Genomic DNA, 24,579 nt, shown 5'->3' with positions numbered 1-24,579 from the left:
CAAGGCCGTTGAACGGCCTGCACGGGTTTGTCGCTCCAGCCCCCGCCACAGCCCAACCAACGTGCAGATGCGGCTTGTCCCGAGGGGGACGGAGGCCTGCCGTTCGTGAAAGAAACCATGACAAAGAAAATGCTTATCGACGCCACGCACGCGGAAGAGACGCGTGTGGTCGTCCTCGATGGAAACAAGGTTGACGAGTTTGACTTTGAATCTCTGAACAAGAGACAGCTCGCTGGCAACATCTACCTCGCGAAGGTTACGCGCGTAGAGCCCTCGCTTCAGGCTGCCTTCGTCGACTACGGCGGAAACCGGCACGGGTTTCTCGCGTTCTCGGAAATCCACCCGGATTACTACCAGATCCCCAAGGCCGATCGCGAAGCGCTGATCGCCGAGGAAGCGGCGTTCGCCAACGAAGCCGAGGAAGAGCCGGCCAAGGAAACCCGCGAGGCCTCCTCGTCCCGCTCGCGCGGTGGCAAGTCCCGCAGCCGGCGCCGCAGCCAGCCCGCCGAAGAGGGCAGCCCCGCCCGCGACGACGCCGTGATCGCCTCCGAGGTCATCGAGATTCCCTCCGACGACGCTCCGGTCGCGGCTCAGCCCGCGGGCAGTGACACGTCCGAGGCAGGCGACGACGTTGCCGTCGCCGCCGAGCCCGGCTCAAGCCTCGAAGCCACCCTTCCGCCCGCCTTCGAGGCGGCGCCCGAGGCAGACGGAGCCGCCGAAACATCCCTCGCACCCGGGTCTGAAGGCCCTGGCGTGGCACCCGCCGCGGCAGAAATCGAGGAAGCGCCTCAGGAACAGCCCGCAGAGGCCGAAGCCGATGACGACGCTGATAGCGACGACGACTCCGGCGACGATGCGGAAGCGGACGACACGGCCGAGGCCCAGGACGAATACGAATCCGTTGGCGGTCAGGATCACGTCCATGAGGAGCGCCCGGTCCGCAAGCCGCGCCCGCGGCGGTACAAGATCCAGGAAGTCATCAAGGTCCGCCAGATCCTGCTGGTGCAGGTCATCAAGGAAGAGCGCGGCAACAAGGGCGCCGCGCTGACCACCTATCTCTCGCTCGCGGGCCGCTACTGCGTGCTCATGCCCAACACCGCGCGTGGGGGCGGCATCAGCCGCAAGATCACCAACGCGGCCGACCGCAAGAAGCTCAAGGAAATCTCCGCCTCGATCACCGTGCCGGAAGGCGCGGGCCTTATCATCCGCACTGCGGGCGCCAACCGCACCAAGACCGAGATCCGGCGGGACTACGAATACCTCCTGCGCCAGTGGGAGCAGATCCGCGAGCTCACGCTCAAGTCCATTGCGCCGTGCCTCATCTACGAGGAAGGCAGCCTGGTGAAGCGGGCGATCCGCGACCTCTACAGCCGCGACATCGACGAGGTGCTCGTCGATGGCGAGCGCGGCTACCGCGAGGCCAAGGATTACATGAAGATGCTCATGCCTTCGCACGCGAAGAACGTGAAGCACTACGCCGACGCCCTGCCCCTCTTCTCGCGCTTCCAGGTAGAGAGCTACCTCGCGGGCATGTTCAACCCGGTGGTCCAGCTCAAGTCGGGCGGCTACATCGTCATCGACGTGACCGAGGCGCTCGTCGCCATCGACGTGAACTCGGGCCGCGCCACGCGGGAAGCCTCGATCGAGGACACCGCGCTCAAGACCAACCTCGAGGCGGCCGAGGAAGCCGCGCGGCAGATGCGGCTCCGCGATCTCGCGGGCCTCATCGTCATCGACTTCATCGACATGGACGAGCGCAAGAACAACGCCGCCGTCGAGAAGAAGCTCAAGGACAAGCTCAAGACCGACCGCGCCCGCATCCAGGTCGGCCGCATCTCGGGCTTCGGTCTCCTGGAAATGTCGCGCCAGCGGCTCCGGCCCGGCATGATCGAGGCAACGACGAAGTCCTGCCCGCATTGCCATGGCACCGGCCGCGTGCGGTCCAACGATTCCGTCGCTCTCGCCCTTCTGCGCGAGATCGAGGAGGAAGGCGTCCGCCAGCGTTCGAAGGAGGTGCTCATCGTCGCCCCCGTCGAGATCGCCAACTACCTGCTCAACCAGAAGCGCGAGCACATCACCATGGTCGAGGCGCGCTTCGGTCTCTCGGTGCGCGTCGAGGGTGACGCGGCAATGATCAGCCCCGACTACCGTCTGGAGCGGTTCAAGACCGCCTCGCGGATCGTCACCGTCCCCGAAGGCACGGCCGTGATGGCGCCCATCGTGGAAATGGACGACTTCGAGGAGCCCGAGGTCGAGGAAGAAGAGACCGCAGCGGTCGAAGCCGAAACCAGCGAAGAGACAGGCGGCTCCAACGGCAACGGCGAGGAAAAATCCTCCGCCGGCGGCAAGAAGAAGCGCCGCCGTCGCCGTCGTGGCGGTTCCAAGAACAGCCGGGACGAAGCCGAGACGCAGAACGGCGATGCAACGTCGGACGAGGCCGATGCGAACGGTGCTCAGGAGGACGGTTCATCCGTCTCCGAACAGGCGCCGGAGCCCGTCGCAGCCGATGCCGATAGCGAGACGCCCGCAAAGCGGGATGCCTTTGGCGAGGTGATCGACCTTGAGGCAGAGACCGGCCCCGAGATCGTGAGCGTTCCGGAATCCGACAGCAGCGCTCGCCCCTCGCGCCGGCGGCGCGTGAGCCAGCCGGCAGCCGCGGTCATCGCCGAAGCCGGCATCACGCTGGGCGAGGATGGCCCGGCCCCCGAGGAGGTCACCCCCGAAGCCGCCCCGTCGGCGGAGCCGGTTGCTGCGGAGACGCAGGCCTCCGACGAGACCGGCCATAGCGATGCGCCGGAGGAGGACGCCCCGCGCGCCGAGGTTTCGGCCGATCCGGTAACCGAAGCCTTCGCCGATCCCGCGCCGCAGCCCGTGACCGACGATGCGCCCCAGCACGTCGAGGCAAACTCTGAAGCCCCGGTTCCGGCCGAGGAACTACCGGCAGCCGAGCCCTTCGAGCCCGCGCCTGAAGCGGAAGAGACCGCAGAGGCGGCCCCGATCGTCGTCGCAGACGCCGCTCCGGCCGCTGAAGAGATCGTCGTCTTCGCCGAGGAGGCCGAACCGGCAGCCGCCCCTGTTGCGGCAGCCCCGCCGGAAGAAGAGACCCCCGCTCCGGCCTTTGACGACGGCATTGCCGCGGCACCGCTGGAGCAGGAGCCGGCGCCGCTCCAGGTTATCGAGGAGGCCGAGCTCGTCGGCGCGGTGGGCGAAGACGCCCCGGCAAGCCCTCAGGCCAACCGCAGCGAAGAGAAGCGCCGCGGCTGGTGGTCCCGGAACTGATCCGGAAAGTTCGAGGGGCGCGCCGGCATCGGCGCGCCCCCATTTCGTTTACGGTTTCAGGTTGAAACTGGTTGCCATGGCAGAGCCGGGCGGGGTCAAGCGCCCGTAACACGGGCCCCCTCCCGCCAGGTCACAAGCCTGCGAAGCCCTTCCTCCATATCCTCGGTGCTGCCGGCGAAGGAAAAGCGCAGGGTCCGGTGCCCTCGCTTCGGATCGAAATCGAGCCCCGGTGTGAGGGCAACACCCGCCTCGCGCAGGATCCGCGCCGCGAGATCACGGCTGTCGGATGTCAGGTCCGAAACATCGGCATAGATGTAGAACGCGCCATCCGGTGCGGTGATCCGCCCGAAGCCTGCCTTCGGCAACCCCTCGAGCAGCAACGCCCGGTTTGCGCCATAGGCCCGCACCTGCGCCTCCAGCTCTTCGCGCGCGCTGAGCGCCCCGAGCGCCACCACCTGGCTCGCGTGGGGCGGACAGATGAACATGTTCTGCGTCAGCCGCTCGATCCGGCGCACATGATCGGGCGGCACCACCATCCAGCCGATGCGCCAGCCGGTCATGCAGAAATATTTCGAGAACGAGTTGATGACATAGACATCATCGCTCACCTCGAGCGCCGAGACCGCGCGGCGCCCGAAATCGATGCCGTGATAGATCTCATCGGAGATGAAGGCGATGCCCAGCTCCGCTGCCGCCCCGATCAGCGCCGCCATCTCTGGCTTCTCGAGCACCGTCCCGGTCGGATTCGCAGGGCTTGCGACCAGGAGCCCGGCGAGATCGGCGCCGAGATCCTCGGGCCTTGGCTGGAACCGGTCTTCGGCGCGCGTCTGGATGCCGACGGGCTCCAGATCCAGGCATTTGAGGATGTTGCGATAGCTCGGATAGCCCGGCTCGCCGATCGCCACCCGCTCCCCCGGCTCGAAGAGGCTGGTGAAGGCGAGCAGGAAGGCCGCCGAGGAGCCGGACGTCACCACCACGCGCGCCGGATCGAGATCGACCCCGTACCAGTCGCCATAGAGCCGCGCGATCCCTTCGCGCAGCGCTGGAATCCCCAGGGCAACGGTGTAGCCGAGCGCGCTCTGCCCGAGCGCCGCGGCGAGCGCCGCCTGGGCCGCCTCCGGCGCGCCGCGCCCGGGCTGGCCCACTTCCATGTGGATCACCCCGCGGCCGGCCGCCTCCTCGCGCCGTGCCGCCTCCATCACATCCATCACAATGAAGGGATCGACCTCACCACGGGTTGATGTCCGCACTCCTGCTCTCCTAACTTGCCTCTCGCATGCGCCTGCCTCACGGGGGGCAGCGTCCCTGCGGACCCCAAGCGGCACGAAAGGGCCCCATGCGACCCGCAATCCGGTTTCTCGCCCTGGCCCTTCTGGCGCTTCGGCTCCTTGCTCCCGCGCCCGCATCGGCCCTCGGACTGATTCGCGATGCCGAGATCGAGCAGACCCTCGAGCGCATCGCCCGTCCGGTGTTCCTCGCCGCCTCGCTCAATCCCGCGATCGTCCGGATCTATATCGTAAACGATCCGGAGATGAACGCCTTTGTCGCCGGCGGGCAGAACATCTTCATCCACTCCGGCATGCTGATGCAGCTCGAAAGCATCGATCAGCTCCGCTCGGTGATCGCCCATGAATCCGGCCATATCGCCGGCGGCCACCTCTCCCGGCGCGATGACGCGCTCCATGGCGCCCGCGGTGTCGCCGCCATCGGCATGCTTGGCGCGGTCGCCGCCACCATCGCGGGCAGCCCGGAGGCCGGCATCGCCCTCGGCGCAGGGGCGACCCAGGCCGCGCAACGCCAGGCCCTCGCCTACAGCCGCGGCGAGGAAGCCGCCGCCGACCAGATGGGCCTGCGCTACATCGCCTCGTCCGGCAGCGATCCGGAAGCGATGCTCGACGTGCTGCGCCACATGCGCAGCCGCGACTTCCAGCGCTCGCTGAGCGCCAACGCCTATCTCCAGACCCACCCGCTCTGGAACGACCGCATCCGGCTGATCGAGGAACGCGTCGCCGAGTTGCCCTCGGGCCGCCCGCCCGACCCCGAGGACGTCTACTGGTACGGCCGCATGGTGGCGAAACTTCGCGGCTTCCTCGAGCCTGTCCGCCAGGTCCGCGCCACCTATCCGGAGAGTGACACCTCCGAGGCGGCCCAGCTCGCCCGCGCCGTGGCACTCTACCGCACCCCCGATCCCGCAGGCGCGCAGGCCGCCGCTGATGCGCTGATCGCCGAGCGCCCGGACGATCCGTACTACCACGAACTCAAGGGCCAGTTCCTGCTCGAGACCGGTCATGCCGAGGCGGCCGTGGCCGCCTATCGCGCGGCGGTCGAGCTCGCGCCGCTCGAGCCGCAGATCCTCGGCGGGCTCGGCCGGGCGCTGCTCAACACCGGCAATTCCGCCGACACGCAGGAGGCCCGCGACACGCTCGCGCTCTCCGTGCGCTACGACAAGGCCAACGAAGGCGTCCTGCGCGATCTTGCGCTGGCCGAGGCCCGCCTCGGCCATGAGGGCGCGGCCTCCCTTGCGACCGCCGAACGCTACCTGCTGCTGGGAGACATCCGCGATGCCGCCCGCAATGCCACCCGCGCCGCCCAGCTCCTGCCCAAGGGTTCACCGGGCTGGCAGCGGGCGGAGGATATGATAGTCGTGATCCGCCGCACGCGCGAAAGAGGACGCCGATGAAACCGAACCGCCTATGCCAGCTCGCCCTGGTCGCCATGCTGATGCTTGCCGCGCCCCTCCGGGCCGAAAGCCCGCTCGCCAATCTCGACGATGCCGATCGCGCCGCCCTGCAGGAGGAAATCCGTAACTACCTCCTCGAAAATCCCGAGATCCTCGTCGAGATGTATTCCCTGCTCGAGGAACGCCAGCGCGCCGCGACGGCCGAGACCGAACAGAGCCTCGTGAGCGACAACGCCAAGGCGCTCTTCGAGGACGGCTTCTCCTATGTCGGCGGCAATCCCGAGGGCGACGTGACCCTCGTCGAATTCCTCGACTACCAGTGCGGATACTGCCGCAAGGCGCACCCGGACGTCGCCCGTCTCATCGAGGAAGACGGCAACATCCGCTGGATCGTGAAGGAATTTCCCATCCTCGGCCCGAATTCCGAGCTCGCCGCCCGTGCCGCGATCTCGGCCAAGCTCGCCGAAGGCGACGAGACCTATGCCCGCCTCCACGAGGCGCTGATGACGAGCCCGCCGGTCACGGAGCAGAACCTCGATGCGATGCTCACCGCCAACGGCCTCGATGCGGCAAAGATCCGCGCCGGGATGGACGCGCCCGAAGTCACCAGGCGCATCGCCGCGACCCATGAGCTTGCCCGCACCCTCAACATCGCCGGCACACCCACCTTCGTGCTCGGGGATGAACTGGTGCGCGGATATGTTCCGCTCGACCAGCTCGAAACCATCGTCGCGAACAAGCGTTCCGACGATTGATGCCCGGATTGGCGCCGTTTTCTTTCTTTCCAGCGAAGAAACATGTCAATATACCGGCTGAGCAGGAACAGAGGACCCAAAGTGGTCCCGGGGAACAGGAACAGAGCACGTCATGAGCAAGAGACCGCAAGAGGCAGATGTCGAATTCATCAAGGCCCTCGCCGAGCTGCTGCGTGAAAACGATCTGACCGAGATCGAAGTAAACCGGGATTTCGGCGAGGATGACAGCCTTTCGGTCCGCGTCGCGCGCGAGATTGCCGCTCCAGCCACCATCGCGGCCCCGGTCCCAGCCTATCACGTCTCTGCACCGCAGCACTCTGCCCCGCCGCCCGCAGGCGCTCCGGCTGCCGCATCGGCGGCCTCTGACCCCTCCGACGATCCGGGCGTTGTGCCCTCCCCCATGGTCGGCACCGTCTACCTCCAGGCAGAGCCCGGCACACCTGCCTTCGTGAAGCTGGGCGACATCGTCGAGGAAGGCCAGACCATCCTCATCATCGAGGCGATGAAGACGATGAACCAGATCCCGGCGCCCCGCGCCGGCCGCGTGAAGCGCATCCTGGTCGAGGACGGCTCGCCCGTCGAATTCGGCGCACCGCTCATCATCCTCGAGTGAGGCGGGCGGCAGCGCAGGAGACGCATCGCATGTTCAAGAAAGTCCTGATCGCCAACCGCGGCGAGATCGCGCTCCGGGTGCACCGCGCCTGCAAGGAGATGGGCGTCCAGACCGTCGCGATCCATTCCACGGCGGATGCCGATGCCATGCATGTGCGCATGGCCGACGAGAGCGTCTGCGTCGGGCCGGCCCCGGCCTCCCAGAGCTACCTCTCGATCCCCAACATCATCTCGGCCTGCGAGATCACCGGCGCCGAGGCGATCCATCCCGGTTATGGCTTCCTCTCCGAGAATGCCAATTTCGTGCAGATCGTCGAAGATCACGGCATCGCCTTCATCGGCCCCTCCGCCGAACATATCCGGCTGATGGGCGACAAGATCACCGCGAAGGACACGATGAAGCAGCTCGGCGTGCCCTGCGTCCCGGGCTCGGACGGCGGCGTTCCGACCGTCACCGATGCCGCCCGGCTTGCCGCCGACATCGGCTTTCCCGTGATCGTCAAGGCAACCGCCGGGGGCGGCGGCCGCGGCATGAAACTCGCGCGCACGGCGGGCGAACTTGAAACCGCCTTCCAGACCGCCCGCAGCGAGGCGAAGGCCGCCTTCGGCAACGACGAGGTTTATCTCGAGAAATACCTCGGCCGTCCGCGCCATATCGAGATCCAGGTCTTCGGCGACGGCAAGGGGCGCGCGGTTCATCTCGGCGAGCGCGACTGCAGCCTGCAGCGCCGCCACCAGAAGGTGCTCGAAGAAAGCCCGTCGCCCGTCATCGACGCCGAAGCCCGCGCCCGCATCGGGGCGGTCTGCGCCGACGCCGTGGCGCGCATCGGCTACTCCGGCGCCGGCACGATCGAATTCCTCTACGAGGATGGCGAGTTCTTCTTCATCGAGATGAACACCCGCCTTCAGGTCGAGCATCCGGTGACCGAGGCCGTCTATGGCGTCGATCTGGTGCAGGAGCAGATCCGCGTCGCGGCGGGCATGCCGATGACCTTCTCGCAGGAGAATCTGGTGCCGAGCGGGCACGCCATCGAATGCCGCATCAACGCCGAGCGCCTGCCGAACTTCCAGCCCTCGCCGGGCAAGGTGAAGACCTACTACGCCCCGGGCGGCCTCGGCGTGCGGATGGACAGCGCGATCTACGACGGCTACGTGATCCCGCCCTATTACGACAGCCTCGTCGGCAAGCTGATTGTCCACGGCCAGAGCCGCGACCTCGCGCTCGCCCGGCTCCGCCGTGCCCTGGCAGAGCTCGTGGTGGACGGGATCGACACGACCACACCGCTCTTCCACGCGCTGCTCGACGAGCCCGACATCCAGCGCGGCGACTACAACATCCACTGGCTGGAGAAGTGGCTCGCCGCCGCGGGCTGATCTCCGAATGCGCGGCCCGGAACAGCCGGAAATCACACCGGATCTGCTGCTCCGGGCCTATGCTGCCGGGATCTTCCCGATGGCGGAATCCGATGGCGCGCGGGAGATCTTCTGGGTCGACCCCGAGCGTCGCGGCATCCTGCCGCTCGACGGGATGCACATTTCCCGGCGTCTTGCCCGCAGCTTCCGCACCCGCCCGTTCGAGATCCGCATCGACAGCGCCTTTGCCGAGGTGCTGGACGCCTGCGCCGCGCGGCCCGAGACCTGGATCAACCCGCAGATCCGCGCGCTCTACATCGCGCTCTTCCGCCTCGGCCAGGCGCATTCCGTCGAGATCTGGGAGGACGGCGCGCTGGCGGGCGGGCTCTATGGCGTCAATCTCGGCGCCGCCTTCTTCGGCGAGAGCATGTTCAGCCGCAGCCGCGACACGTCGAAATTCGCCCTCATCGCGCTGGTCGCCCGGCTGCGGGCCGGGGGCTTCCGCCTGCTCGACACGCAATTCGTCACCGACCATCTCGCAAGCCTCGGCGCGATCGAGATCCCGCGCGCCGACTACCGCCGCCGGCTCGCTGCCGCGATCGTCCGGCCGGCGGAGTTCCGGCGACTACCGCCCGACGCGACGCCTCAGGAATTGCTGCAGCTCTGCACCCAGATATCGTAGCGCGGATGGTCCATCGCCGAGAGCGCCGGCGAGGAGGCAAACATCCAGCCCGAGAAGCGTGGCTCGCTCTCGCGGATGTCGCGGATGCGCAGGAAGGCATAGGCATCCGCCGCGGGATCGTCCTTCGGCACCCGGCAGGTGTCGGCGGTAATCTCGAGATAGCCGTAGCGCACCGTCTCGCCCACACGCATCGGAATGTCCCGCGTCGTGCCGTTGAGCGTATCAAGCCCCTTGAGCAGCACGAAGGGCATATCCACCGTCTCGCCGACCCCGGAGATCTGCACCGATTGCGCCGCAAGCGCCATCTGTCCGGCGAGAAGCGCGGCGGCGAAAACGGAGATCAACCGGCCTGGCGTCATTTGCTGTCAGTCCCGAAACGCATGAGGAGATTGAGCAGGCTCACGGAGCCCTGAGTGTTCACCAGCTCGTCGCCATCGGCAACCATGAAGTCCGACGCCCCAGGCGTGATCTCGACGTAGGAGCCGCCGAGCAGCCCCTCCGACGCGATCTTCACGTCCGAATCCTCTGGAATTTCGAGCCCCTTCTCGACGGTGAAGACCGCCCGCGCGCGGTAGGTGGCCCGGTCGAGATCGAGCGCGGTCACCGTTCCCACCTTGATGCCCGCCAGCCGGACATCCGTCCCGACCGAAATACCCTCGACGCTGCGGAAATTGGCGACCAGCGCATAGCTGTCGTCTGTGACCTGCAACCCGGAGGTCTGGCCGGCATAGAAGAAGAAGCCCGCCGCGATGGCGAGCACGACCGCGCCGACCGCGGTTTCTGCCGCGCTATTGGCCATGGATGCGCCTTATTCGGGGGACCAGGCTTCGTAATCCTGGCGCACGACGGGGGTCGCCGACAGCAGGCTGCCCGGCGGGTGATAGGCCATCGCCCCACCGGTCAGATTGGGCTGATGCGGCTTTTCCCAGGGCTTGTGCTGAAGCGGCGACTTGCTCGGCGGCTCCTGCCAGGTGTGGTGGAGCCAGCCGTGCCATTCCGGGGAAACCCGGCTCGCCTCGGACTCGCCGTTGTAGATCACCCAGCGCTTGGCGCCATCATGCGACTGGTAATAGGCGTTGCCCTGCCCGTCCTCGCCGACCTTCTCACCCTTGCGCCACGTGAAGAGGCGGGTGCCGATTGTCTGGCCATTCCACCAGGTGAAAAGCTGTGCCAGCAGACTCATGAAGGGCCCTCCGAACGCGTTCAACACCTATGCTTATGGCGCATTCCCCGTCCGGGGTCCAGACGATCAGGAGGCGGAAGCCGAACCTTCGCCGCGATGCTCGGCATAGATGAGCAGCGGCTCGCCCTTGCGCAGGATGCACTCCTCGTTGACCACGACTTCCTCGACGCCCTGCATGGAGGGCAGTTCGAACATCGTGTCGAGCAGCACTTCCTCGAGGATCGAGCGCAGCCCGCGTGCACCGGTCTTGCGCTCGATGGCGCGCTTGGCGATGGCCCGGAGCGCATCCTCGGTGAAGGTGAGCTTCACGTCTTCCATCTCGAAGAGCCGCTGATACTGCTTGACCAGCGCGTTCTTCGGCTCGCTGAGGATGGTGATGAGCGCATCCTCGTCGAGATCGGTCAGCGTGGCCAGAACCGGCAGACGGCCGACGAATTCCGGGATGAGCCCGAACTTCAGCAGATCCTCCGGCTCGAGCTCCTGGAAGAGCTCGCCCACCCGGCGCTCGTCGGTGTCCTTCACATCCGCGCCAAAGCCCATGGCCGAACCCCGGCCGCGCTGCGCGATGATCTTGTCGAGGCCCGCGAAGGCGCCGCCGCAGATGAAGAGAATGTTGGTCGTGTCCACCTGCAGGAATTCCTGCTGCGGATGCTTGCGTCCGCCCTGCGGCGGCACGGAGGCAACCGTGCCTTCCATGATCTTCAGAAGCGCCTGCTGCACGCCCTCGCCCGAGACGTCCCGCGTGATCGAGGGATTGTCGGACTTGCGGCTGATCTTGTCGACCTCGTCGATGTAGACGATGCCGCGCTGCGCGCGCTCGACATTGTATTCCGCCGACTGGAGCAGCTTCAGGATGATGTTCTCGACATCCTCGCCGACATAGCCGGCCTCGGTCAGGGTCGTTGCATCCGCCATGGTGAAGGGCACATCGAGGATGCGGGCAAGCGTCTGCGCGAGCAGCGTCTTGCCGCAGCCCGTGGGCCCGATCAGCATGATGTTGGACTTCTGCAGCTCGACATCCGAGTTCTTGCTCGCGTGGTTGAGCCGCTTGTAATGGTTGTGCACTGCGACCGAGAGCACCCGCTTGGCAACGAACTGGCCGATCACGTAATCGTCCAGGACCTTGCAGATCTCGTGCGGCGTGGGCACGCCATCCGACGACTTGACCAGATTGCTCTTGGTCTCCTCGCGGATGATGTCCATGCAAAGTTCAACGCATTCGTCGCAGATGAACACGGTCGGACCCGCAATCAGCTTGCGCACCTCGTGCTGGCTCTTTCCACAGAATGAGCAGTAAAGAGTGTTCTTCGCGTCGCTGCCGCCCGTCTTGCTCATGCTCGTTCTCCGGCTTCCGCCAACCAGTCAAATGCGTTCAATGTCGTCTCACTCGGGTCCATTGATCTCCCGCCGTTCATAGGAACATGCATGACAGAAGAATTACAAGCCCTAACGCACAAGAGAGGTTTACGGCGAATTCTACATTATTCCGACTTGGGATCCGCCTCCCGGCGGTTCACGATCTCGTCAATCAGGCCCCAGTCCTTGGCGTCCTGAGCGGTCATGAAACGGTCGCGCTCGAGCGCGGCCTCCACATCCTCGATCGACTGGCCCGTATGCTGCACATAGATCTGGTTCAGCCGATCCTTCAGCGCCTGGGTCTCGCGGGCGTGGATCATGATGTCCGTCGCCTGGCCCTGGAACCCGCCGGAGGGCTGATGCACCATGATCCGTGCGTTCGGAAGGGCAAAGCGCATTCCCTTCTGGCCTGCGGTCAGCAGCAGCGAGCCCATCGAGGCCGCCTGACCGATGACCAGCGTCGAGACCGGCGGACGGATGTATTCCATCGTGTCGTAGATCGAGAGCCCCGAGGTCACCACGCCACCGGGGCTGTTGATGTACATCGAGATTTCCTTCTTCGGGTTTTCCGCCTCGAGGAAGAGAAGCTGGGCGACGATCAGGGTCGACATGCCGTCGTGGACCGGGCCCGCGACGAAGATGATCCGCTCCTTGAGCAGACGCGAGAAGATGTCGTAGGCGCGCTCGCCACGGGCGGTCTGCTCCACCACCATGGGGACGAGGTTCATGTAGGTCTCGATGGGGTCTTTCATCGGGGATGCGCCTTTCCTTCGGGGACTGCTCGAACCGCCTGCTCCGGTTTCAGAAAGCAATAATCATCGCTTGGACCATCCGCAAGGGCAGCCGGACCGCCACGTCAGGACCGGACGGCCAGACTGCGGCGCAGGCAACCCCCTGCAGGCCCCGATCCCGGCGCCGAATCGCTTCGCCGGGGTCGTTTTTCGCCGATTTGCCGCATTCTCCCCCCGGCCGCCTCGGGACCAAGGTCGCAGCCGGAATGCAACGCGCGACACAATCATGGATTGAATCAACGAATCACAGCCCATCGCGAGGGTTGCGGAAACGGACACGGCCGCCCCTCCGGAGCGGCCGTGCGGATCTCTGGGCAGATCTCTGGGGTCGATCGCCTTACTCGGCGGTCGCCTCTTCCTTTTCCTGCACAGCGGCGTCGTCCTCGAGCGCCTCGATCTCCTTCTGGAGCTCGTCCTTGGTCACCGTCTTGTCGGAAACCTGGGCCAGCTCGAGCACGAAATCGACGACCTTGTCCTCGAAGAGCGGTGCGCGCACCTGCTGCAGCGCCTGCGGGTTCTCGCGGACGAACTCGAGGAACTGGCGTTCCTGGCCCGGATACTGCCGCGCCTGCGCGAAGATCGCCTGCTGCATCTCCTGGTCGGTCACCTCGATGTTGTTCTTGGTGCCAAGCTCGGCAAGCAGCAGCCCGAGGCGCACGCGGCGGCGGGCAAGGCCGAGGTGCTCTTCGGTCGGCTCGATCTCGGGATGATCGTGGCCGTGATGGTCGGCATGCTCTTCGTGCCAGAGCTGATGCGCGATCTGCTTGGCTTCCACGTCGACGAGCGTCGGCGGCAGTTCGAAATCGACCTTGCCGTCCAGCGCATCGAGCAGGCGGCGCTTGATGACGGCACGGCTCGCCTGATTGTATTCGGCCTTGAGCCGCTCGACGATCTGGCCCTTGAGGGTCTCGAGCGTGTCGGCCCCGAAGCGCGACGCGAAATCGTCGTTGATCTCGGCATCCTTCGGCGCCTTCACTTCCTTCACGGTGCAGGCGAAGACCGCCTCCTTGCCCGCGAGGTGCGTCGCGCCGTATTCCTCGGGGAACGTCACGGTGACATCGCGCTCGTCGCCGGCCTTCGCGCCGAGAAGCTGCTCCTCGAAACCGGGGATGAAGTTGCCCGAGCCGAGCACGAGCGGGAAGTCTTCCGCCGAGCCGCCCTCGAACAGCTCGCCATCGACCGAGCCCTTGAAGTCGAGCACGACCTGGTCGCCGTCGGCGGCCTCGGCACCCTCGCCCTTGTCCTCATGGACCTTGGCGCCCTTCGCGAGGCTCTCGAGCGCTTCCTGCACCGATGCCTCGTCCGGCTCGACCACGAGCCGCTCGAGCGTGATCTCGGAAAATGCCAGTTCGGGAACTTCCGGAAGCGCCTCATAGGACATCGAGACCTCGATGTCGTCGCCTTCCTTCCACTCGTCGTTCGTCATCTTCACTTCGGGCTGCAGCGCCGGGCGGTCGCCGGTTTCCTCGAAATGCTGGCGCATCGCCGCATCGATGGATTCCTGCATCGCCTCGCCGAGAACCGACTTGCCGAACATCTTCTTCATCAGCGCCGCAGGAGCCTTGCCCTTGCGGAAGCCTTTCATCTGAAAGTCCTTGCGGGCCTCCTCCAGCTTCTCCGTGACCTTGGCCTCGAGCTCGGCCGCAGGAACGGTAATGGAGTAACCCCGCTTCAAACCTTCATTCAGGGTCTGAGTGACCTGCATAAGTATGTATCCTCGTCGCTGTCTCTGGTGCGGGCGGAGGGACTTGAACCCCCACGCCTTTCGGCGCCAGAACCTAAATCTGGTGCGTCTGCCAATTCCGCCACGCCCGCGGCCTCTGGCCCCCGAGATCCGCGAGCCTTGAACGAGGCCGCTCTCTACCAGAGGCCTTTCCCGCGCGCGAGCGAAAAATGTGCCCGTCGCGTGACATCCCGCCACTTGCAATTCCGCACAAGTTTTGCCCAACATGCCCAACGTCTGGGCAATGGGAGTTAATTCTTGAGCCAACGAGACGAACGCCACCGCGCACTGCATTGAACTCGCCCATGCAAATTGCTTTCTCGTGGCGCAGCCAAGAGCATGTATCGCCTAGAACACACGGTCAGGGGGCCCCTCGGCATGAAGAAAATCGAAGCCATCATCAAGCCGTTCAAGCTCGATGAGGTGAAAGAGGCACTACAGGAGGTCGGCATCCAGGGCCTGAGCGTCATCGAGGCAAAGGGATTTGGCCGCCAGAAGGGCCATACGGAACTTTACCGCGGTGCCGAATACGTCGTGGATTTCCTTCCCAAGGTGAAGATCGAGGTCGTCCTCCCCGATGAACTCGTGGAGACGGCGATCGAGGCGATCATTTCCGCTGCCAAGACCGGCAAGATCGGTGACGGCAAGATCTTCGTCTACCCTGTCGAACAGGCAATCCGCATCCGCACCGGCGAAGAAGGCAGCGACGCCCTCTGAGGCGCAGCGGACCGGGACAAGCGGGGCGCGCGCCGCGTGCGCCCTCGCGCCACAACAACTAGCAAACTCAAGGAAGTCAGATGAGCGACATTTCCTCCGTCATGAAACTTCTCAAGGACGAGGAGATTCCCTACGTGGATCTCCGCTTCACCGACCCGAAGGGCAAGGTGCAGCACGTCACGGTCATGTCCGATCTGGTCGACGAGGAATTCATCGAAGAGGGCTTCATGTTCGACGGCTCCTCCATCGCCGGATGGAAGTCGATCGAGGAATCCGACATGAAGCTGATGCCGGACCCGGCCTCGGCCTATGTAGACCCGTTCTTCGCCGAGAAGACGCTCTGCCTGCACTGCTCTGTCGTCGAGCCCGACACCGGCCAGCCCTACAGCCGTGACCCCCGCGGCACAGCGCAGAAGGCCGAGGCCTACCTCAAGTCCTCCGGCGTCGGCGACGTGAGCTACTTCGGCCCCGAAGCCGAATTCTTCCTGTTCGACAACGTCCAGGTTGCGAACAAGATGAACAAGGTGAGCTTCGAGATCGACGCGATGGATGCGTCCTGGAACACCGACACCGAATACGAGATGGGCAACATGGGTCACCGCCCGGGCGTCAAGGGCGGCTACTTCCCGCTCCCCCCCGTGGACGCGGCCCAGGACATCCGCTCCGAGATGCTCTCGACCATGAAGCGCATGGGCCTCAAGGTCGACAAGCACCACCACGAGGTGGCCTCGCCCCAGCACGAGCTCGGCCTCATCTTCGGCACGCTCACCGAGCAGGCCGACAACATCCTGAAGTACAAGTATGTCGTGCAGCAGGTCGCCCATGCCTATGGCAAGACCGCGACCTTCATGCCGAAGCCCTACTACGGCGACAACGGCTCGGGCATGCACGTCAACATGTCGATCTGGAAGGACGGCAAACCGCTCTTCGCCGGCGACAAGTATGCCGACCTCTCCGATGAGGCGCTCTACTTCATCGGCGGCCTGCTGAAGCACGCGAAGACGCTCAACGCCTTCACCAACCCGACCACGAACAGCTACAAGCGCCTGATCCCGGGCTTCGAGGCTCCGGTGCTCCGCGCCTACTCCGCCTCCAACCGCTCGGGCTGCGTGCGTATCCCGTGGACCGACAGCCCGAAGGCCAAGCGCGTCGAGGCCCGCTTCCCGGACCCCTGCGCCAACCCCTACCTCGCCTTCGCCGCGCTGCTCATGGCGGGCATCGACGGCATCAAGAACAAGATCGATCCGGGCGAAGCCTCCGACAAGGACCTCTACGATCTTCCCCCCGAGGAACTCGCCGAGATCCCGACCGTCTGCGGCAGCCTGCGTGAAGCGCTCGAGACCCTGGCCGTCGACCACGAGTTCCTGCTCGCGGGCGATGTGTTCACGAAGGACCAGATCGAGGGCTACATGGCGCTCAAGTGGCAGGAAGTCTACATGTTCGAGCACACGCCGCACCCGGTCGAATACCTGATGTACTACTCGCTCTGACCGGGCGGAAAACCGGAACACCGGAGGCGGGCCATAAAGGCCCGCCTTTTTTTGTTTGCACGCCGGCCTGTCGTCCACCGCCCCGGTCCCGTTTCCCGCTTTGCCCGGCCCGCGTCGCTCGGCTGGCCTCTTCACCAATTCGAGGCATGACGGACGAGGACGGGATGCCCGTCCGCATGGTCATCATCGAGTTTCCGACCATGGCGGCGCTGAAGGAACGGTATGCCAGCCCCGACTACGGCCCGGGGCGCGACATCCGCCTCCGCCCCGCCACCAGCACCCTGATCGCCCTCGAGGCAGGATCCGCCGCAGAATCCGCCGGCTGAAACTGCCCCGCTCGGCAAACCTCGCGGCCGGATCGCGCGCGCGCCGTCAGAGGCTCTGTTTCACGAACCGCCCGCCCTTCATGATCAGCCGCAGGTTTTCCGGGTCGTCCAGCCAGTCGAGACCAGCCTCGGGATCGCCGTCGACCACCAGGAGATCGGCGAAGGCCCCCTCCCGGATCACGCCAAGCGGGCCGTCATAGGTCGTACGCGGCCCCGAGAGCGCCAGAAGCTGCCCGGCCGCACCGGTCGCCCGGTGCAGCGCCTCGAGCGGCGGCATGAAGCGCGTGAGCTTCGCGAGCTGCCGCCCCTGACTCTCGGCGCCAGAAAAGAGCACATCGGTGCCGAAGGCCCAGTTGACGTCATATGTTTGCGCAAGCTCGAAGGCCCGCAGCGTGCCCTGGGTGACGGTCGCCAATGCCGCCACAGCCGCGGGGTCGCTGTACTGGGTGGCATCCTCGTCGTCGAGAAACGGCTGGATCGACCACCAGGACCCGGTGTCGGCCATCATCCGCACCGATTCCTCATCGGCGAGCTGGCCATGCTCGATGCATTTCACCCCTGCCCGGATGCAGCGCTTGATGCCCTCCGGCGTGTAGACATGGGCGCAGACATAGGTGTTCCAGTCGGCGGCGGCCTCGACAGCCGCCCGCATCTCGTCCTCGGTATACTGGATCGAGTCGAGCGGGTCGTGCGGAGAGGAGACGCCGCCGCCCGCCATGATCTTGATCTGGCTCGCCCCCTTCATCAGCTGTTCGCGCGCCCGCTGCAGGACCTCGGCGCGGCCATCCGCGAGGGAAGTGACGCCTGCCCGCATCGCATAGCTCGGCGGATCGGACGGCATCGCGGGCAGATCGTTGATCATACGAAAATCGCCATGCCCGGATGTCTGCGAGAGCATGGCACCTGAAGCGAAGATCCTCGGTCCTTCGACCACCCCGCGGTCAATGGCCGCCTTCAGCCCGAAAGCAGGGCCGCCCACGTCGCGGATCGTGGTGAAGCCGCGCTGGATTGTCGCCCCTGCTTCGCGGCCCGCCACCAGATGCACGAAGCCGATGTCCTGCGTCATCGCGGCCATCTGACTGATGCCGGCAAGCGTCGCGTGCCAGTGCGCATCGATCAGACCGGGAATGACGGTGCGGCCGCCGCAATCGATCACCTCCGCCGCTTCGGGCCCCTGCCCCGGCGCCGGCAGACCGGCGATGCGGCCGTCCTCGACGAGGATATCGACGCCCGTGCGGATCGACAGCGTCTCGCCATCGAAAAGCCGCAGGTTCGTGAGCAGGACCGGACGCCCCGGCGTCTGGGCGCGCAGCTCGCGCGGCGCGAGCCCGAAGCCTGCGAACATGCCGACCACTGCCGACATCCCGCCCAGCATCTGACGGCGGGAGATATCGGCCTCGATACGGCGCATCGCCGCGCGCGTCCCGGGCGCCCCGCAAAGGCAGGAATGGGCAAGGGCTGCAGGGCTGGAAGGCGCAGGGCAGGCAAGGCACATGGTGTAGTCTCCCATGGATAGAGTCAGGGCCGGTGACCGGAAATCGGGCCTTGAAGTAACGCCGCCACGCACGCCCTTGCAAGGAATCGCATGGGCCGCGACCGTCACACGGGCGCAACGTCAAGGCCCCGGCTCCGCCGTTCGTCGCGAGAACAGGGCCCTACGTCCAATTCCCTTTGCCCGCGTCACGCCCCGGCCGATAGGCTGGGCGCGAAACCGGGGGAGATGCGCATGACAGTCGTGCCCGAGACCATGAAAGCCGCCGTCGTCACTGCCTGGGGCGCACCCGATCTGGTGCGGATCGAAGAGCGTCCGGTGCCGCGTCCGACGAAGGACGAGGTGCTCATCCGGGTCGTCGCGACAACCGTCAGTGCGGCCGACGTGCGGATGCGCGGCCTCGACGTTCCCCGCGGGATGAAGCTCCCGATGCGGCTCGCCCTCGGCTTCTCCCGGCCGCGCCAGCCCGTCTTCGGCACCGAGGCCGCCGGCATCGTCGCGGCCTGCGGCCCGCAGGCGACGCGCTTCGCGCCGGGCGATGCCGTCATCGCCTTTCCCGGCGCCCGGCTCGGGGCCCACGCCGAATATCTCGCGATCTCCGAGCGCAGACCGCTCACGGCAAAGCCCGCGCGCCTTTCCTTCGAGGAGGCAGCCGGCCTCTGTTTCGGCGGCACCACGGCGCTGCATTTCCTGCGCAAGGCCGAGCTCGCGGCGGGCGAACGGGTGCTGGTCATCGGCGCCTCGGGCGCGGTGGGCGCGGCCCTCGTCCAGCTCGCGAAGCACGCGGGCGCGGAGGTCACCGCGGTCAGCAGTGCCCGCAACCTCGCGCTCACCCGCGACCTCGGCGCCGATCACGCCCTCGATTACGCCGAGACCGATCCGCTCGCCGCCGCGGCGGCCTACGACGTCATCGCCGATGCCGCCGGGGCGACCAGCTTTGCCGCCTGCCTCGACACCCTCCGGCCCGGCGGGCGCTACCTCGCCATTGCGGGCGGCCTGGGCGAGATGCTCACCCGGCCGCGCGGCGGCAAGCGCATCATCGCCGGCATGGCGGCCGAGCGCCCGGAGGATGTCGCCACCCTCGCGCGCATCGCGGAAGAGGGTGCCTTCCGCGTGGTGATCGACCGCGTCCTCCCGCTCGAGCAGATCGCCGAGGCACACCGCATCGCCGGGTCGCATCGCAAGCGCGGCAACCTCGTGCTGGCGGTCAGCGCACCGGGGTGAGGCCCCGCGCCTGCCATATATTTGCCATACGGATTCCATACGGATTCCATATCGATTCCAGACACGCCGAACGCCGTGATTCCGGCCTTTCCCTCGGCGCGGCATCGGGCCTATCGTGCCCTTGGCACGGCATGAGATCAGGAAAGGAAAAGCCATGAAACTCGGCGTTGTCGGCGCGGGAATGGTGGGCAGCTCGGCGGCCTTCGCCGCCGGCCTGCGCGGCACGGCCCGCGAGATCGTGCTCGTCGATCGCAACGAGGCCCTCGCCGTCGCCCAGGCCGAAGACATCTCCCACGCGATGCCCTTCGCCTCCGCCACAATCGTCCGCGCAGGCGGCTACGGCGACCTCGCGGGCGCATCGGTTGTCGTCATCGCCGCCGGGGTCGGGCAGAAGCCCGGCGAGTCGCGCCTCGAGCTTCTCGGGCGAAATGCCGAGGTTTTCCGGCAGGTTATCGGCGAGATCCTCACGGTGGAGCCGAATGCGATCCTGCTCATTGCCTCCAATCCGGTCGATATCATGACCGATGTCGCGACCCGGCTCTCGAAGCTTCCGGCGGGCCGGGTGATCGGCTCGGGCACCATTCTCGACACCGCCCGCTTCCGCTCGCTCCTGAGCCGCCATCTCGAGATCACGCCGCATTCGGTGCATGCCCATGTGCTCGGCGAGCACGGCGACAGCGAGGTTCTCGCCTGGTCCGGAGCCCGCGTCGGCGCCCTGCCGCTGGCCGATTTTGCCGCCCAGGTCTCCGCGCCGATCACCCAGGCCGTCCGCGATCAGATCGACGCCGGCGTCCGCCGCGCCGCCTACCGCATCATCGACGGCAAGGGCGCAACCTATTTCGGCATCGGCGCCGGCCTCGCCCGCATCATCGCCGCCATTGCCAGCGACGAAAAGGCGATCTTCACGCTCTCGATCGTCACGGATGAAGTCGCGGGCGTCGGCCCCGTCGCGCTCTCGGTGCCGCGGGTCGTCGGGCGCGAGGGGATCATCAGCACCATCCGGCCGGACCTCAACACCGCCGAGCTCGAAGCCCTCCGCGCGAGCGCCGAGCTCCTGAAAACCACCGCCGACGCCATCGGCATCTGAAGCCGGCCGCCTCCGCGACGAATGCCTGAACGAGGATAATCCCGGAAGCAGGTCAACCGGCATGGTGACATGCACTTTCAACCGAACGCTCACGGTGCGCCGGCCGTCCGAATGAAGCGCCCTTTCATGTAGAGCCGCTTCTCCTTTGAGCAGGCTGTTTCCGTCGCGGCCGAGACCTTTTGGCGGATATCTGCCTCCGGGCTGGCGATGTCTTGCCACGAAACTTCACGCCCTTGTCAGATAATGGCCGACGTTTCCCCGAGAATGGGTAATCTTGAGGCGTGGTTTTTCCGACATCTCGGAGAAGAGACGGGAAAGCTATGGGCACCTTGCCCGACATGGGAGGACGATTATGACCAAATCCGTAACCCGCAGGTCTTTTGGCCTGCTTGGAACCGCTTTTGCAGTGGCCATGACCTGTGGCGCACCGGCGATGGCGCAAAACCTGCTTTCCATCGCGACCGGTGGTACCGGCGGCGTGTACTACCCGATCGGCGGCGGTCTGGCCGAAATCATCAACAACCATATCGACGGGTATTCCGCCACGGCCGAAGTCACCGGCGCTTCCGTCGAGAACATGGGCCTGATCGCGCGGGGCGATGCAGATCTGGCAATCGGCCTGGCCGACACGGTTGCGCAGGCCTATTCCGGCACGGGTCGCTTCGAGGGTCAGCAATTGCCGATGATCCGCAGTCTGGCGTCGCTCTACGCCAACATGGTGCATATCGTTGCGCTCGAAGGCTCTGGCATTGCCTCGCTGGAGGATCTGCGCGGCAAGCGCGTGTCCGTCGGCGCACCGGGTTCGGGCACCGAGGTGAACACGAATGCGATCCTCGCGGCCAATGGCATCAGCTACGATGAAATCGAAGAACAGCGCCTGAACTTCAACGAAACCGCTGACGCGCTGTCGAACGGCGATATCGATGCAGGGTTCTGGTCCGTCGGTGCGCCCACATCGTCGATCCTGAACCTTGCGACAACGCAGAACATCGTCGTCATCGCGCTCAGCGAGGCGGAACTGGACGCCGCCATGGCGGAAGATGCGACCTTTACAAAAACCACCCTTCCGGGCGGCAGCTACAATGGCGTCGACGAAGACATCACCGTGCTGGGTGTTCCGAACGTGCTGACGGTCTCGTCTGAAATGTCGGATGACTTGGCCTACGCCATCACCAAGGCAATGTTCGAGAACATTGACGAATTGCAGGCGGTTCACCCCGCAGCGCGCGAGACGACGGTGGACTTTACTCTGTCTGCAACGCCCGTGCCGCTGCACCCCGGCGCGATCCGCTATTACGAAGAAGTCGGCGCCACCATTCCGGACAGCCTCCGTCCATGATCGGCCTGATCCGGGAAGGGGGAGGCAAAGCTCTCCCTCTTCTCGTTCTGCTGCTGCTGCCGGTCTTGGCGGGGGCGGATGCGCTGACGGCCACGCTCGAAGACGGCACCGAGATTGCCCGTCTGGATGTTCCCGAAGGAGGCGAGTGGTGCGTGCTTTGGAACCATTCGGTCAAGGGCTTTCCCGTTTCCGATTGCTACGAGAACCAGGCGGGCCGGATGGTGCTGGTTCACGCGCATCTTCCTGATTTCGCGGCCGGTCTGGACCATATTCCCGGACGCGGGCGTCAGGTGTCGGACGGACAGGGCGGCTACTTCATCCTCGACATAAATGAGCCGGTCCCGGGTGATGCCTATATTCTGCGCCCCGGTGCCGGTCCCGTAAACCACCGCTTGCAGGTCGGAGACACCATTGTCTCCCTGTCCGCGGTCGCGCCGCACCAAAGGGTGCGGATCGCTCTTACAAGGACTCAGGACCGATGACTTCGACCACCGAAGAACCCCGTCTCCCGATTGAGCAGCCAAGGGCGATTGCGCGTGCCATTACCGTGATCGGGATCGCGCTCTCGCTCTTTCAGCTTTACACAGCGGGGGTTCAGCCGTTGGGGCTGTTCTTCCAAAGACCCATTCACCTGGGCTTCGTTCTGGTTCTCTGTTTCCTGATCTACCCCGCCTTCGGGCGCGATCGTGCGCGCGGCACGGTGGGATGGATCATCGACGGTGCCTTGATCGTGATGAGTATCGGGGCTGGCGCCTGGGTGCCGTTGAATATCGACATCATCGCCAACCAGGTATTCCCGCGGCCCATCGACGTTGCCATGGGGGTCGCGACCATCATCGTCGTGCTGGAAGCCGCACGGCGCGCCGTTGGCCTTGGCATGACCCTGATCGGCGTGTTCTTCCTTGTCTATGCCTTCGCAGGCAACCGGGGGGAACTGCCTTTCCTCGCCGACTGGATGCCAGGCATCCTGAACCACCGTGGCTATTCGCTGGACCGGCTGGCCAGCCAGATGACCCTTGGGGCCGAAGGCATCTTCGGTATCCCCCTGGGGGTCGCCGCCACCTTTGTCTTCATCTTCGTCCTGTTCGGCGCGTTTCTGGAAGTCACCGGCGCGGGAAAGTTCTTCATTGATCTGGCCTATGCCGCTGCAGGCAAGCAGCGCGGTGGGCCTGCCAAGGCCGCCGTGATCGCCAGTGCGGGCATGGGGTCGATTTCCGGGTCGGCCATCGCCAACGTGGTGACAACCGGGGCATTTACCATCCCCTTGATGAAAAAGCTGGGATACCGCCCGGCACAGGCGGGCGGGATCGAAGCCGCAGCCTCCACGGGCGGGCAGATCATGCCGCCATTGATGGGGGCCGGTGCGTTCCTGATGAGCGAATTCACCCGCGTGCCTTACGTCGATATCGTTCTGATCTCGATCTTTCCGGCTGTGCTGTATTTCGGCACGGTCTACCTTCTGGTCCATATCGCGGCCGTCAAGCAGGGTATGACCGGTCTTGCTGCAGAAGACCTGCCCAACACACGCGAGGTTCTGGCCGAAGGCTGGCATTTCCTGTTGCCGCTCGTCGTGCTGGTCGCCTTGCTGGTCGCGGGGTATTCCCCGATGCGGGTGGGCTTCTACGCGATCTTGTCGATCATCGCGGCGGCGTCGGCGCGGGCGCTTTGGACATTCGCCGCCTCCGGGCCGACCGTTTCGGGTTTCGTTTCCCTGTGCAAGCGCGGTATCGCTCTGACCCTCGAGGCGCTCGAGCTCGGGGCACGCAATGCGGTCGCGGTGTCCGTGGCCTGTGCCGTGGCCGGGATCATCGTGGGCGTCGTGGGCCTCACGGGTCTGGGGCTGAAGTTCTCGGCCATGATGATCGCATTCTCCGGGGGCAACATCGTTCTGGCGTTGATCCTCGTCTTGCTGGCAAGCCTCGTGCTTGGCATGGGCTTGCCGGTGACAGCGGCCTATATCGTGCTGATAATCCTTGTGGGTCCGGCGCTGACCGAACAATTCGGCATCCCGCTTTTGATCGCACATCTGGTGGTGTTCTGGTATTCTCAGGACAGCAACGTGACACCACCCGTGGCGCTCGCGGGCTTTGCCGGCGCCGCGATTGCCGGATCGAAGCCGATGGAGACGAGCGTTCAGGCATGGAAATACGCCAAGGGCCTTTATCTGATCCCGCTGTTCATGGTGTTCAACGAAGAGATCATCCTTGGCGGTCCATTGCCGCTGGTGTTGTGGGGGGGCGCGCTTGCCATCCTCGGGCTCGTGGCCTTCGCAGCGTTGCTCGAAGGTTTCCTCTGGCGCCCCATGGCGATCTGGATGCGGGTGTTGCTTCTTCCGGGTGTGGTGGCGATGTTCTGGCCGAACCTGGCGGTCGAGGCTGCCGGCTTCGTGCTGGTCGCCGTCCTGCTCTGGATGAACTGGGCCCAGGCCCGTCGGGAAAAGGACTTGCCCGGCGGTCCGGCGTGGGCGCAGAGCGCTTTGGACGGCTGAGG

General features: G+C 65.7%; 22 protein-coding genes and 1 tRNA gene. 14 read left to right on the top strand and 9 right to left on the bottom strand.

Annotated features, from left to right (window positions below; translation table 11 throughout):
- Nucleotides 1-117: 117 nt before the first annotated feature.
- Nucleotides 118-3,279: an Rne/Rng family ribonuclease gene (locus tag ACF66B_RS18370; protein ID WP_111429552.1), complete on the top strand. Its 3,162-nt coding sequence runs from the start codon at nucleotides 118-120 to the stop codon at nucleotides 3,277-3,279.
- A gap of 95 nt (nucleotides 3,280-3,374) precedes the next feature.
- Here ACF66B_RS18370 and ACF66B_RS18365 read toward each other — a convergent pair whose 3' ends face one another.
- Nucleotides 3,375-4,529, bottom strand: coding sequence for an aminotransferase class I/II-fold pyridoxal phosphate-dependent enzyme (locus ACF66B_RS18365; RefSeq protein ID WP_111429553.1), 1,155 nt, complete (start codon nucleotides 4,527-4,529; stop codon nucleotides 3,375-3,377).
- A gap of 86 nt (nucleotides 4,530-4,615) precedes the next feature.
- Here ACF66B_RS18365 and ACF66B_RS18360 point away from each other — a divergent pair, with 86 nt between their 5' ends.
- The 5 genes from ACF66B_RS18360 to aat all read left to right on the top strand — a co-directional run bounded on the left by ACF66B_RS18360 (nucleotide 4,616) and on the right by aat (nucleotide 9,361).
- A complete protein-coding gene (locus tag ACF66B_RS18360) occupies nucleotides 4,616-5,959 on the top strand; it encodes a M48 family metalloprotease (protein ID WP_162683240.1) in 1,344 nt (447 codons plus the stop codon).
- Nucleotides 5,956-6,714: a DsbA family protein gene (locus tag ACF66B_RS18355; RefSeq protein ID WP_111429555.1), complete on the top strand. Its 759-nt coding sequence runs from the start codon at nucleotides 5,956-5,958 to the stop codon at nucleotides 6,712-6,714. The genes ACF66B_RS18360 and ACF66B_RS18355 overlap by 4 nt, the downstream gene beginning before the upstream one ends.
- A gap of 112 nt (nucleotides 6,715-6,826) precedes the next feature.
- On the top strand, nucleotides 6,827-7,327 hold the full coding sequence (gene accB, locus ACF66B_RS18350) for an acetyl-CoA carboxylase biotin carboxyl carrier protein (RefSeq protein ID WP_111429556.1): 501 nt from the start codon (nucleotides 6,827-6,829) through the stop codon (nucleotides 7,325-7,327).
- A 29-nt stretch (nucleotides 7,328-7,356) separates the two neighbouring features.
- A complete protein-coding gene (gene accC / locus ACF66B_RS18345; RefSeq protein ID WP_111429557.1) occupies nucleotides 7,357-8,700 on the top strand; it encodes an acetyl-CoA carboxylase biotin carboxylase subunit in 1,344 nt (447 codons plus the stop codon).
- Between the two features lie 7 nt (nucleotides 8,701-8,707).
- Nucleotides 8,708-9,361, top strand: coding sequence for a leucyl/phenylalanyl-tRNA--protein transferase (aat, locus tag ACF66B_RS18340; RefSeq protein ID WP_111429558.1), 654 nt, complete (start codon nucleotides 8,708-8,710; stop codon nucleotides 9,359-9,361).
- Here the strand turns inward: aat and ACF66B_RS18335 are convergent.
- From ACF66B_RS18335 to ACF66B_RS18305, 7 genes are all read right to left on the bottom strand, one after another.
- Nucleotides 9,325-9,720: a DUF2155 domain-containing protein gene (locus ACF66B_RS18335; protein WP_392663535.1), complete on the bottom strand. Its 396-nt coding sequence runs from the start codon at nucleotides 9,718-9,720 to the stop codon at nucleotides 9,325-9,327. The genes aat and ACF66B_RS18335 overlap by 37 nt on opposite strands.
- Nucleotides 9,717-10,160, bottom strand: coding sequence for an outer membrane lipid asymmetry maintenance protein MlaD (mlaD, locus tag ACF66B_RS18330; RefSeq protein ID WP_111429559.1), 444 nt, complete (start codon nucleotides 10,158-10,160; stop codon nucleotides 9,717-9,719). Before mlaD ends, ACF66B_RS18335 begins: the two co-directional genes overlap by 4 nt.
- Nucleotides 10,161-10,169: 9 nt before the next feature.
- On the bottom strand, nucleotides 10,170-10,544 hold the full coding sequence (locus ACF66B_RS18325) for an NADH:ubiquinone oxidoreductase subunit NDUFA12 (RefSeq protein ID WP_111429560.1): 375 nt from the start codon (nucleotides 10,542-10,544) through the stop codon (nucleotides 10,170-10,172).
- A gap of 66 nt (nucleotides 10,545-10,610) precedes the next feature.
- Complete coding sequence (clpX, locus tag ACF66B_RS18320; RefSeq protein ID WP_111429561.1) at nucleotides 10,611-11,879, bottom strand: ATP-dependent Clp protease ATP-binding subunit ClpX; 1,269 nt, start codon at nucleotides 11,877-11,879, stop codon at nucleotides 10,611-10,613.
- Nucleotides 11,880-12,025: 146 nt separating this feature from the next.
- On the bottom strand, nucleotides 12,026-12,652 hold the full coding sequence (locus tag ACF66B_RS18315) for an ATP-dependent Clp protease proteolytic subunit (protein WP_111429562.1): 627 nt from the start codon (nucleotides 12,650-12,652) through the stop codon (nucleotides 12,026-12,028).
- Between the two features lie 376 nt (nucleotides 12,653-13,028).
- A complete protein-coding gene (gene tig, locus ACF66B_RS18310) occupies nucleotides 13,029-14,396 on the bottom strand; it encodes a trigger factor (protein WP_111429563.1) in 1,368 nt (455 codons plus the stop codon).
- A 25-nt stretch (nucleotides 14,397-14,421) separates the two neighbouring features.
- A tRNA-Leu gene (locus tag ACF66B_RS18305) sits at nucleotides 14,422-14,506 on the bottom strand.
- A gap of 286 nt (nucleotides 14,507-14,792) precedes the next feature.
- Between ACF66B_RS18305 and ACF66B_RS18300 the strand changes: the two genes are divergently transcribed.
- The 3 genes from ACF66B_RS18300 to ACF66B_RS18290 all read left to right on the top strand — a co-directional run bounded on the left by ACF66B_RS18300 (nucleotide 14,793) and on the right by ACF66B_RS18290 (nucleotide 16,947).
- A complete protein-coding gene (locus ACF66B_RS18300) occupies nucleotides 14,793-15,131 on the top strand; it encodes a P-II family nitrogen regulator (RefSeq protein ID WP_111429564.1) in 339 nt (112 codons plus the stop codon).
- Nucleotides 15,132-15,211: 80 nt separating this feature from the next.
- Nucleotides 15,212-16,621: a type I glutamate--ammonia ligase gene (gene glnA / locus ACF66B_RS18295; RefSeq protein ID WP_111429565.1), complete on the top strand. Its 1,410-nt coding sequence runs from the start codon at nucleotides 15,212-15,214 to the stop codon at nucleotides 16,619-16,621.
- Nucleotides 16,622-16,767: 146 nt separating this feature from the next.
- The gene (locus tag ACF66B_RS18290) at nucleotides 16,768-16,947 is read left to right on the top strand and encodes a DUF1330 domain-containing protein (RefSeq protein WP_111429566.1); all 180 of its coding nucleotides are present in this window, start codon (nucleotides 16,768-16,770) and stop codon (nucleotides 16,945-16,947) included.
- A 46-nt stretch (nucleotides 16,948-16,993) separates the two neighbouring features.
- Here the strand turns inward: ACF66B_RS18290 and ACF66B_RS18285 are convergent, their stop codons facing one another.
- Entirely contained in the window at nucleotides 16,994-18,358 is a 1,365-nt protein-coding gene (locus tag ACF66B_RS18285; protein ID WP_392663530.1) for an amidohydrolase family protein, read from the bottom strand.
- A 315-nt stretch (nucleotides 18,359-18,673) separates the two neighbouring features.
- On the opposite strand from ACF66B_RS18285, the gene ACF66B_RS18280 reads away from it, so the two are divergent.
- The 5 genes from ACF66B_RS18280 (at nucleotide 18,674) to ACF66B_RS18260 (ending at nucleotide 24,577) form a co-directional block, all read left to right on the top strand.
- The gene (locus tag ACF66B_RS18280) at nucleotides 18,674-19,663 is read left to right on the top strand and encodes an NAD(P)-dependent alcohol dehydrogenase (RefSeq protein ID WP_111429568.1); all 990 of its coding nucleotides are present in this window, start codon (nucleotides 18,674-18,676) and stop codon (nucleotides 19,661-19,663) included.
- A 154-nt stretch (nucleotides 19,664-19,817) separates the two neighbouring features.
- Nucleotides 19,818-20,750 carry an L-lactate dehydrogenase gene (locus ACF66B_RS18275; RefSeq protein WP_111429569.1) on the top strand — a complete coding sequence of 311 codons (933 nt, stop codon included), beginning with the start codon at nucleotides 19,818-19,820 and terminating at the stop codon, nucleotides 20,748-20,750.
- Nucleotides 20,751-21,102: 352 nt separating this feature from the next.
- Nucleotides 21,103-22,089 carry a TAXI family TRAP transporter solute-binding subunit gene (locus ACF66B_RS18270; RefSeq protein ID WP_111429570.1) on the top strand — a complete coding sequence of 329 codons (987 nt, stop codon included), beginning with the start codon at nucleotides 21,103-21,105 and terminating at the stop codon, nucleotides 22,087-22,089.
- Nucleotides 22,086-22,571, top strand: coding sequence for a DUF1850 domain-containing protein (locus tag ACF66B_RS18265; protein ID WP_111429571.1), 486 nt, complete (start codon nucleotides 22,086-22,088; stop codon nucleotides 22,569-22,571). Before ACF66B_RS18270 ends, ACF66B_RS18265 begins: the two co-directional genes overlap by 4 nt.
- Nucleotides 22,568-24,577, top strand: a complete 2,010-nt coding sequence (locus ACF66B_RS18260) for a TRAP transporter fused permease subunit (RefSeq protein WP_111429572.1) — start codon at nucleotides 22,568-22,570, stop codon at nucleotides 24,575-24,577. Before ACF66B_RS18265 ends, ACF66B_RS18260 begins: the two co-directional genes overlap by 4 nt.
- Nucleotides 24,578-24,579 lie beyond the last annotated feature (2 nt).

Origin of the sequence: Amaricoccus sp. B4, assembly GCF_043226085.1 — a bacterium.
GTDB lineage: Bacteria > Pseudomonadota > Alphaproteobacteria > Rhodobacterales > Rhodobacteraceae > Amaricoccus.
Note: the sequence above shows the minus strand (reverse complement) of the source record. Positions and strands in the feature narration are given on the sequence as shown.

Excerpts from the sequence above, each read along its gene's own strand:
- ACF66B_RS18370 (WP_111429552.1), top strand. The coding sequence starts at position 118 with ATGACAAAGAAAATGCTTATCGACGCCACGCACGCGGAAGAGACGCGT.
- ACF66B_RS18360 (WP_162683240.1), top strand. The coding sequence starts at position 4,616 with ATGCGACCCGCAATCCGGTTTCTCGCCCTGGCCCTTCTGGCGCTTCGG.
- ACF66B_RS18355 (WP_111429555.1), top strand. The coding sequence starts at position 5,956 with ATGAAACCGAACCGCCTATGCCAGCTCGCCCTGGTCGCCATGCTGATG.
- accB (WP_111429556.1), top strand. The coding sequence starts at position 6,827 with ATGAGCAAGAGACCGCAAGAGGCAGATGTCGAATTCATCAAGGCCCTC.
- accC (WP_111429557.1), top strand. The coding sequence starts at position 7,357 with ATGTTCAAGAAAGTCCTGATCGCCAACCGCGGCGAGATCGCGCTCCGG.
- aat (WP_111429558.1), top strand. The coding sequence starts at position 8,708 with ATGCGCGGCCCGGAACAGCCGGAAATCACACCGGATCTGCTGCTCCGG.
- ACF66B_RS18335 (WP_392663535.1), bottom strand. The coding sequence starts at position 9,720 with ATGACGCCAGGCCGGTTGATCTCCGTTTTCGCCGCCGCGCTTCTCGCC.
- mlaD (WP_111429559.1), bottom strand. The coding sequence starts at position 10,160 with ATGGCCAATAGCGCGGCAGAAACCGCGGTCGGCGCGGTCGTGCTCGCC.
- ACF66B_RS18325 (WP_111429560.1), bottom strand. The coding sequence starts at position 10,544 with ATGAGTCTGCTGGCACAGCTTTTCACCTGGTGGAATGGCCAGACAATC.
- clpX (WP_111429561.1), bottom strand. The coding sequence starts at position 11,879 with ATGAGCAAGACGGGCGGCAGCGACGCGAAGAACACTCTTTACTGCTCA.
- ACF66B_RS18315 (WP_111429562.1), bottom strand. The coding sequence starts at position 12,652 with ATGAAAGACCCCATCGAGACCTACATGAACCTCGTCCCCATGGTGGTG.
- tig (WP_111429563.1), bottom strand. The coding sequence starts at position 14,396 with ATGCAGGTCACTCAGACCCTGAATGAAGGTTTGAAGCGGGGTTACTCC.
- ACF66B_RS18300 (WP_111429564.1), top strand. The coding sequence starts at position 14,793 with ATGAAGAAAATCGAAGCCATCATCAAGCCGTTCAAGCTCGATGAGGTG.
- glnA (WP_111429565.1), top strand. The coding sequence starts at position 15,212 with ATGAGCGACATTTCCTCCGTCATGAAACTTCTCAAGGACGAGGAGATT.
- ACF66B_RS18290 (WP_111429566.1), top strand. The coding sequence starts at position 16,768 with ATGACGGACGAGGACGGGATGCCCGTCCGCATGGTCATCATCGAGTTT.
- ACF66B_RS18285 (WP_392663530.1), bottom strand. The coding sequence starts at position 18,358 with ATGCGCCGTATCGAGGCCGATATCTCCCGCCGTCAGATGCTGGGCGGG.
- ACF66B_RS18280 (WP_111429568.1), top strand. The coding sequence starts at position 18,674 with ATGACAGTCGTGCCCGAGACCATGAAAGCCGCCGTCGTCACTGCCTGG.
- ACF66B_RS18275 (WP_111429569.1), top strand. The coding sequence starts at position 19,818 with ATGAAACTCGGCGTTGTCGGCGCGGGAATGGTGGGCAGCTCGGCGGCC.
- ACF66B_RS18270 (WP_111429570.1), top strand. The coding sequence starts at position 21,103 with ATGACCAAATCCGTAACCCGCAGGTCTTTTGGCCTGCTTGGAACCGCT.
- ACF66B_RS18265 (WP_111429571.1), top strand. The coding sequence starts at position 22,086 with ATGATCGGCCTGATCCGGGAAGGGGGAGGCAAAGCTCTCCCTCTTCTC.
- ACF66B_RS18260 (WP_111429572.1), top strand. The coding sequence starts at position 22,568 with ATGACTTCGACCACCGAAGAACCCCGTCTCCCGATTGAGCAGCCAAGG.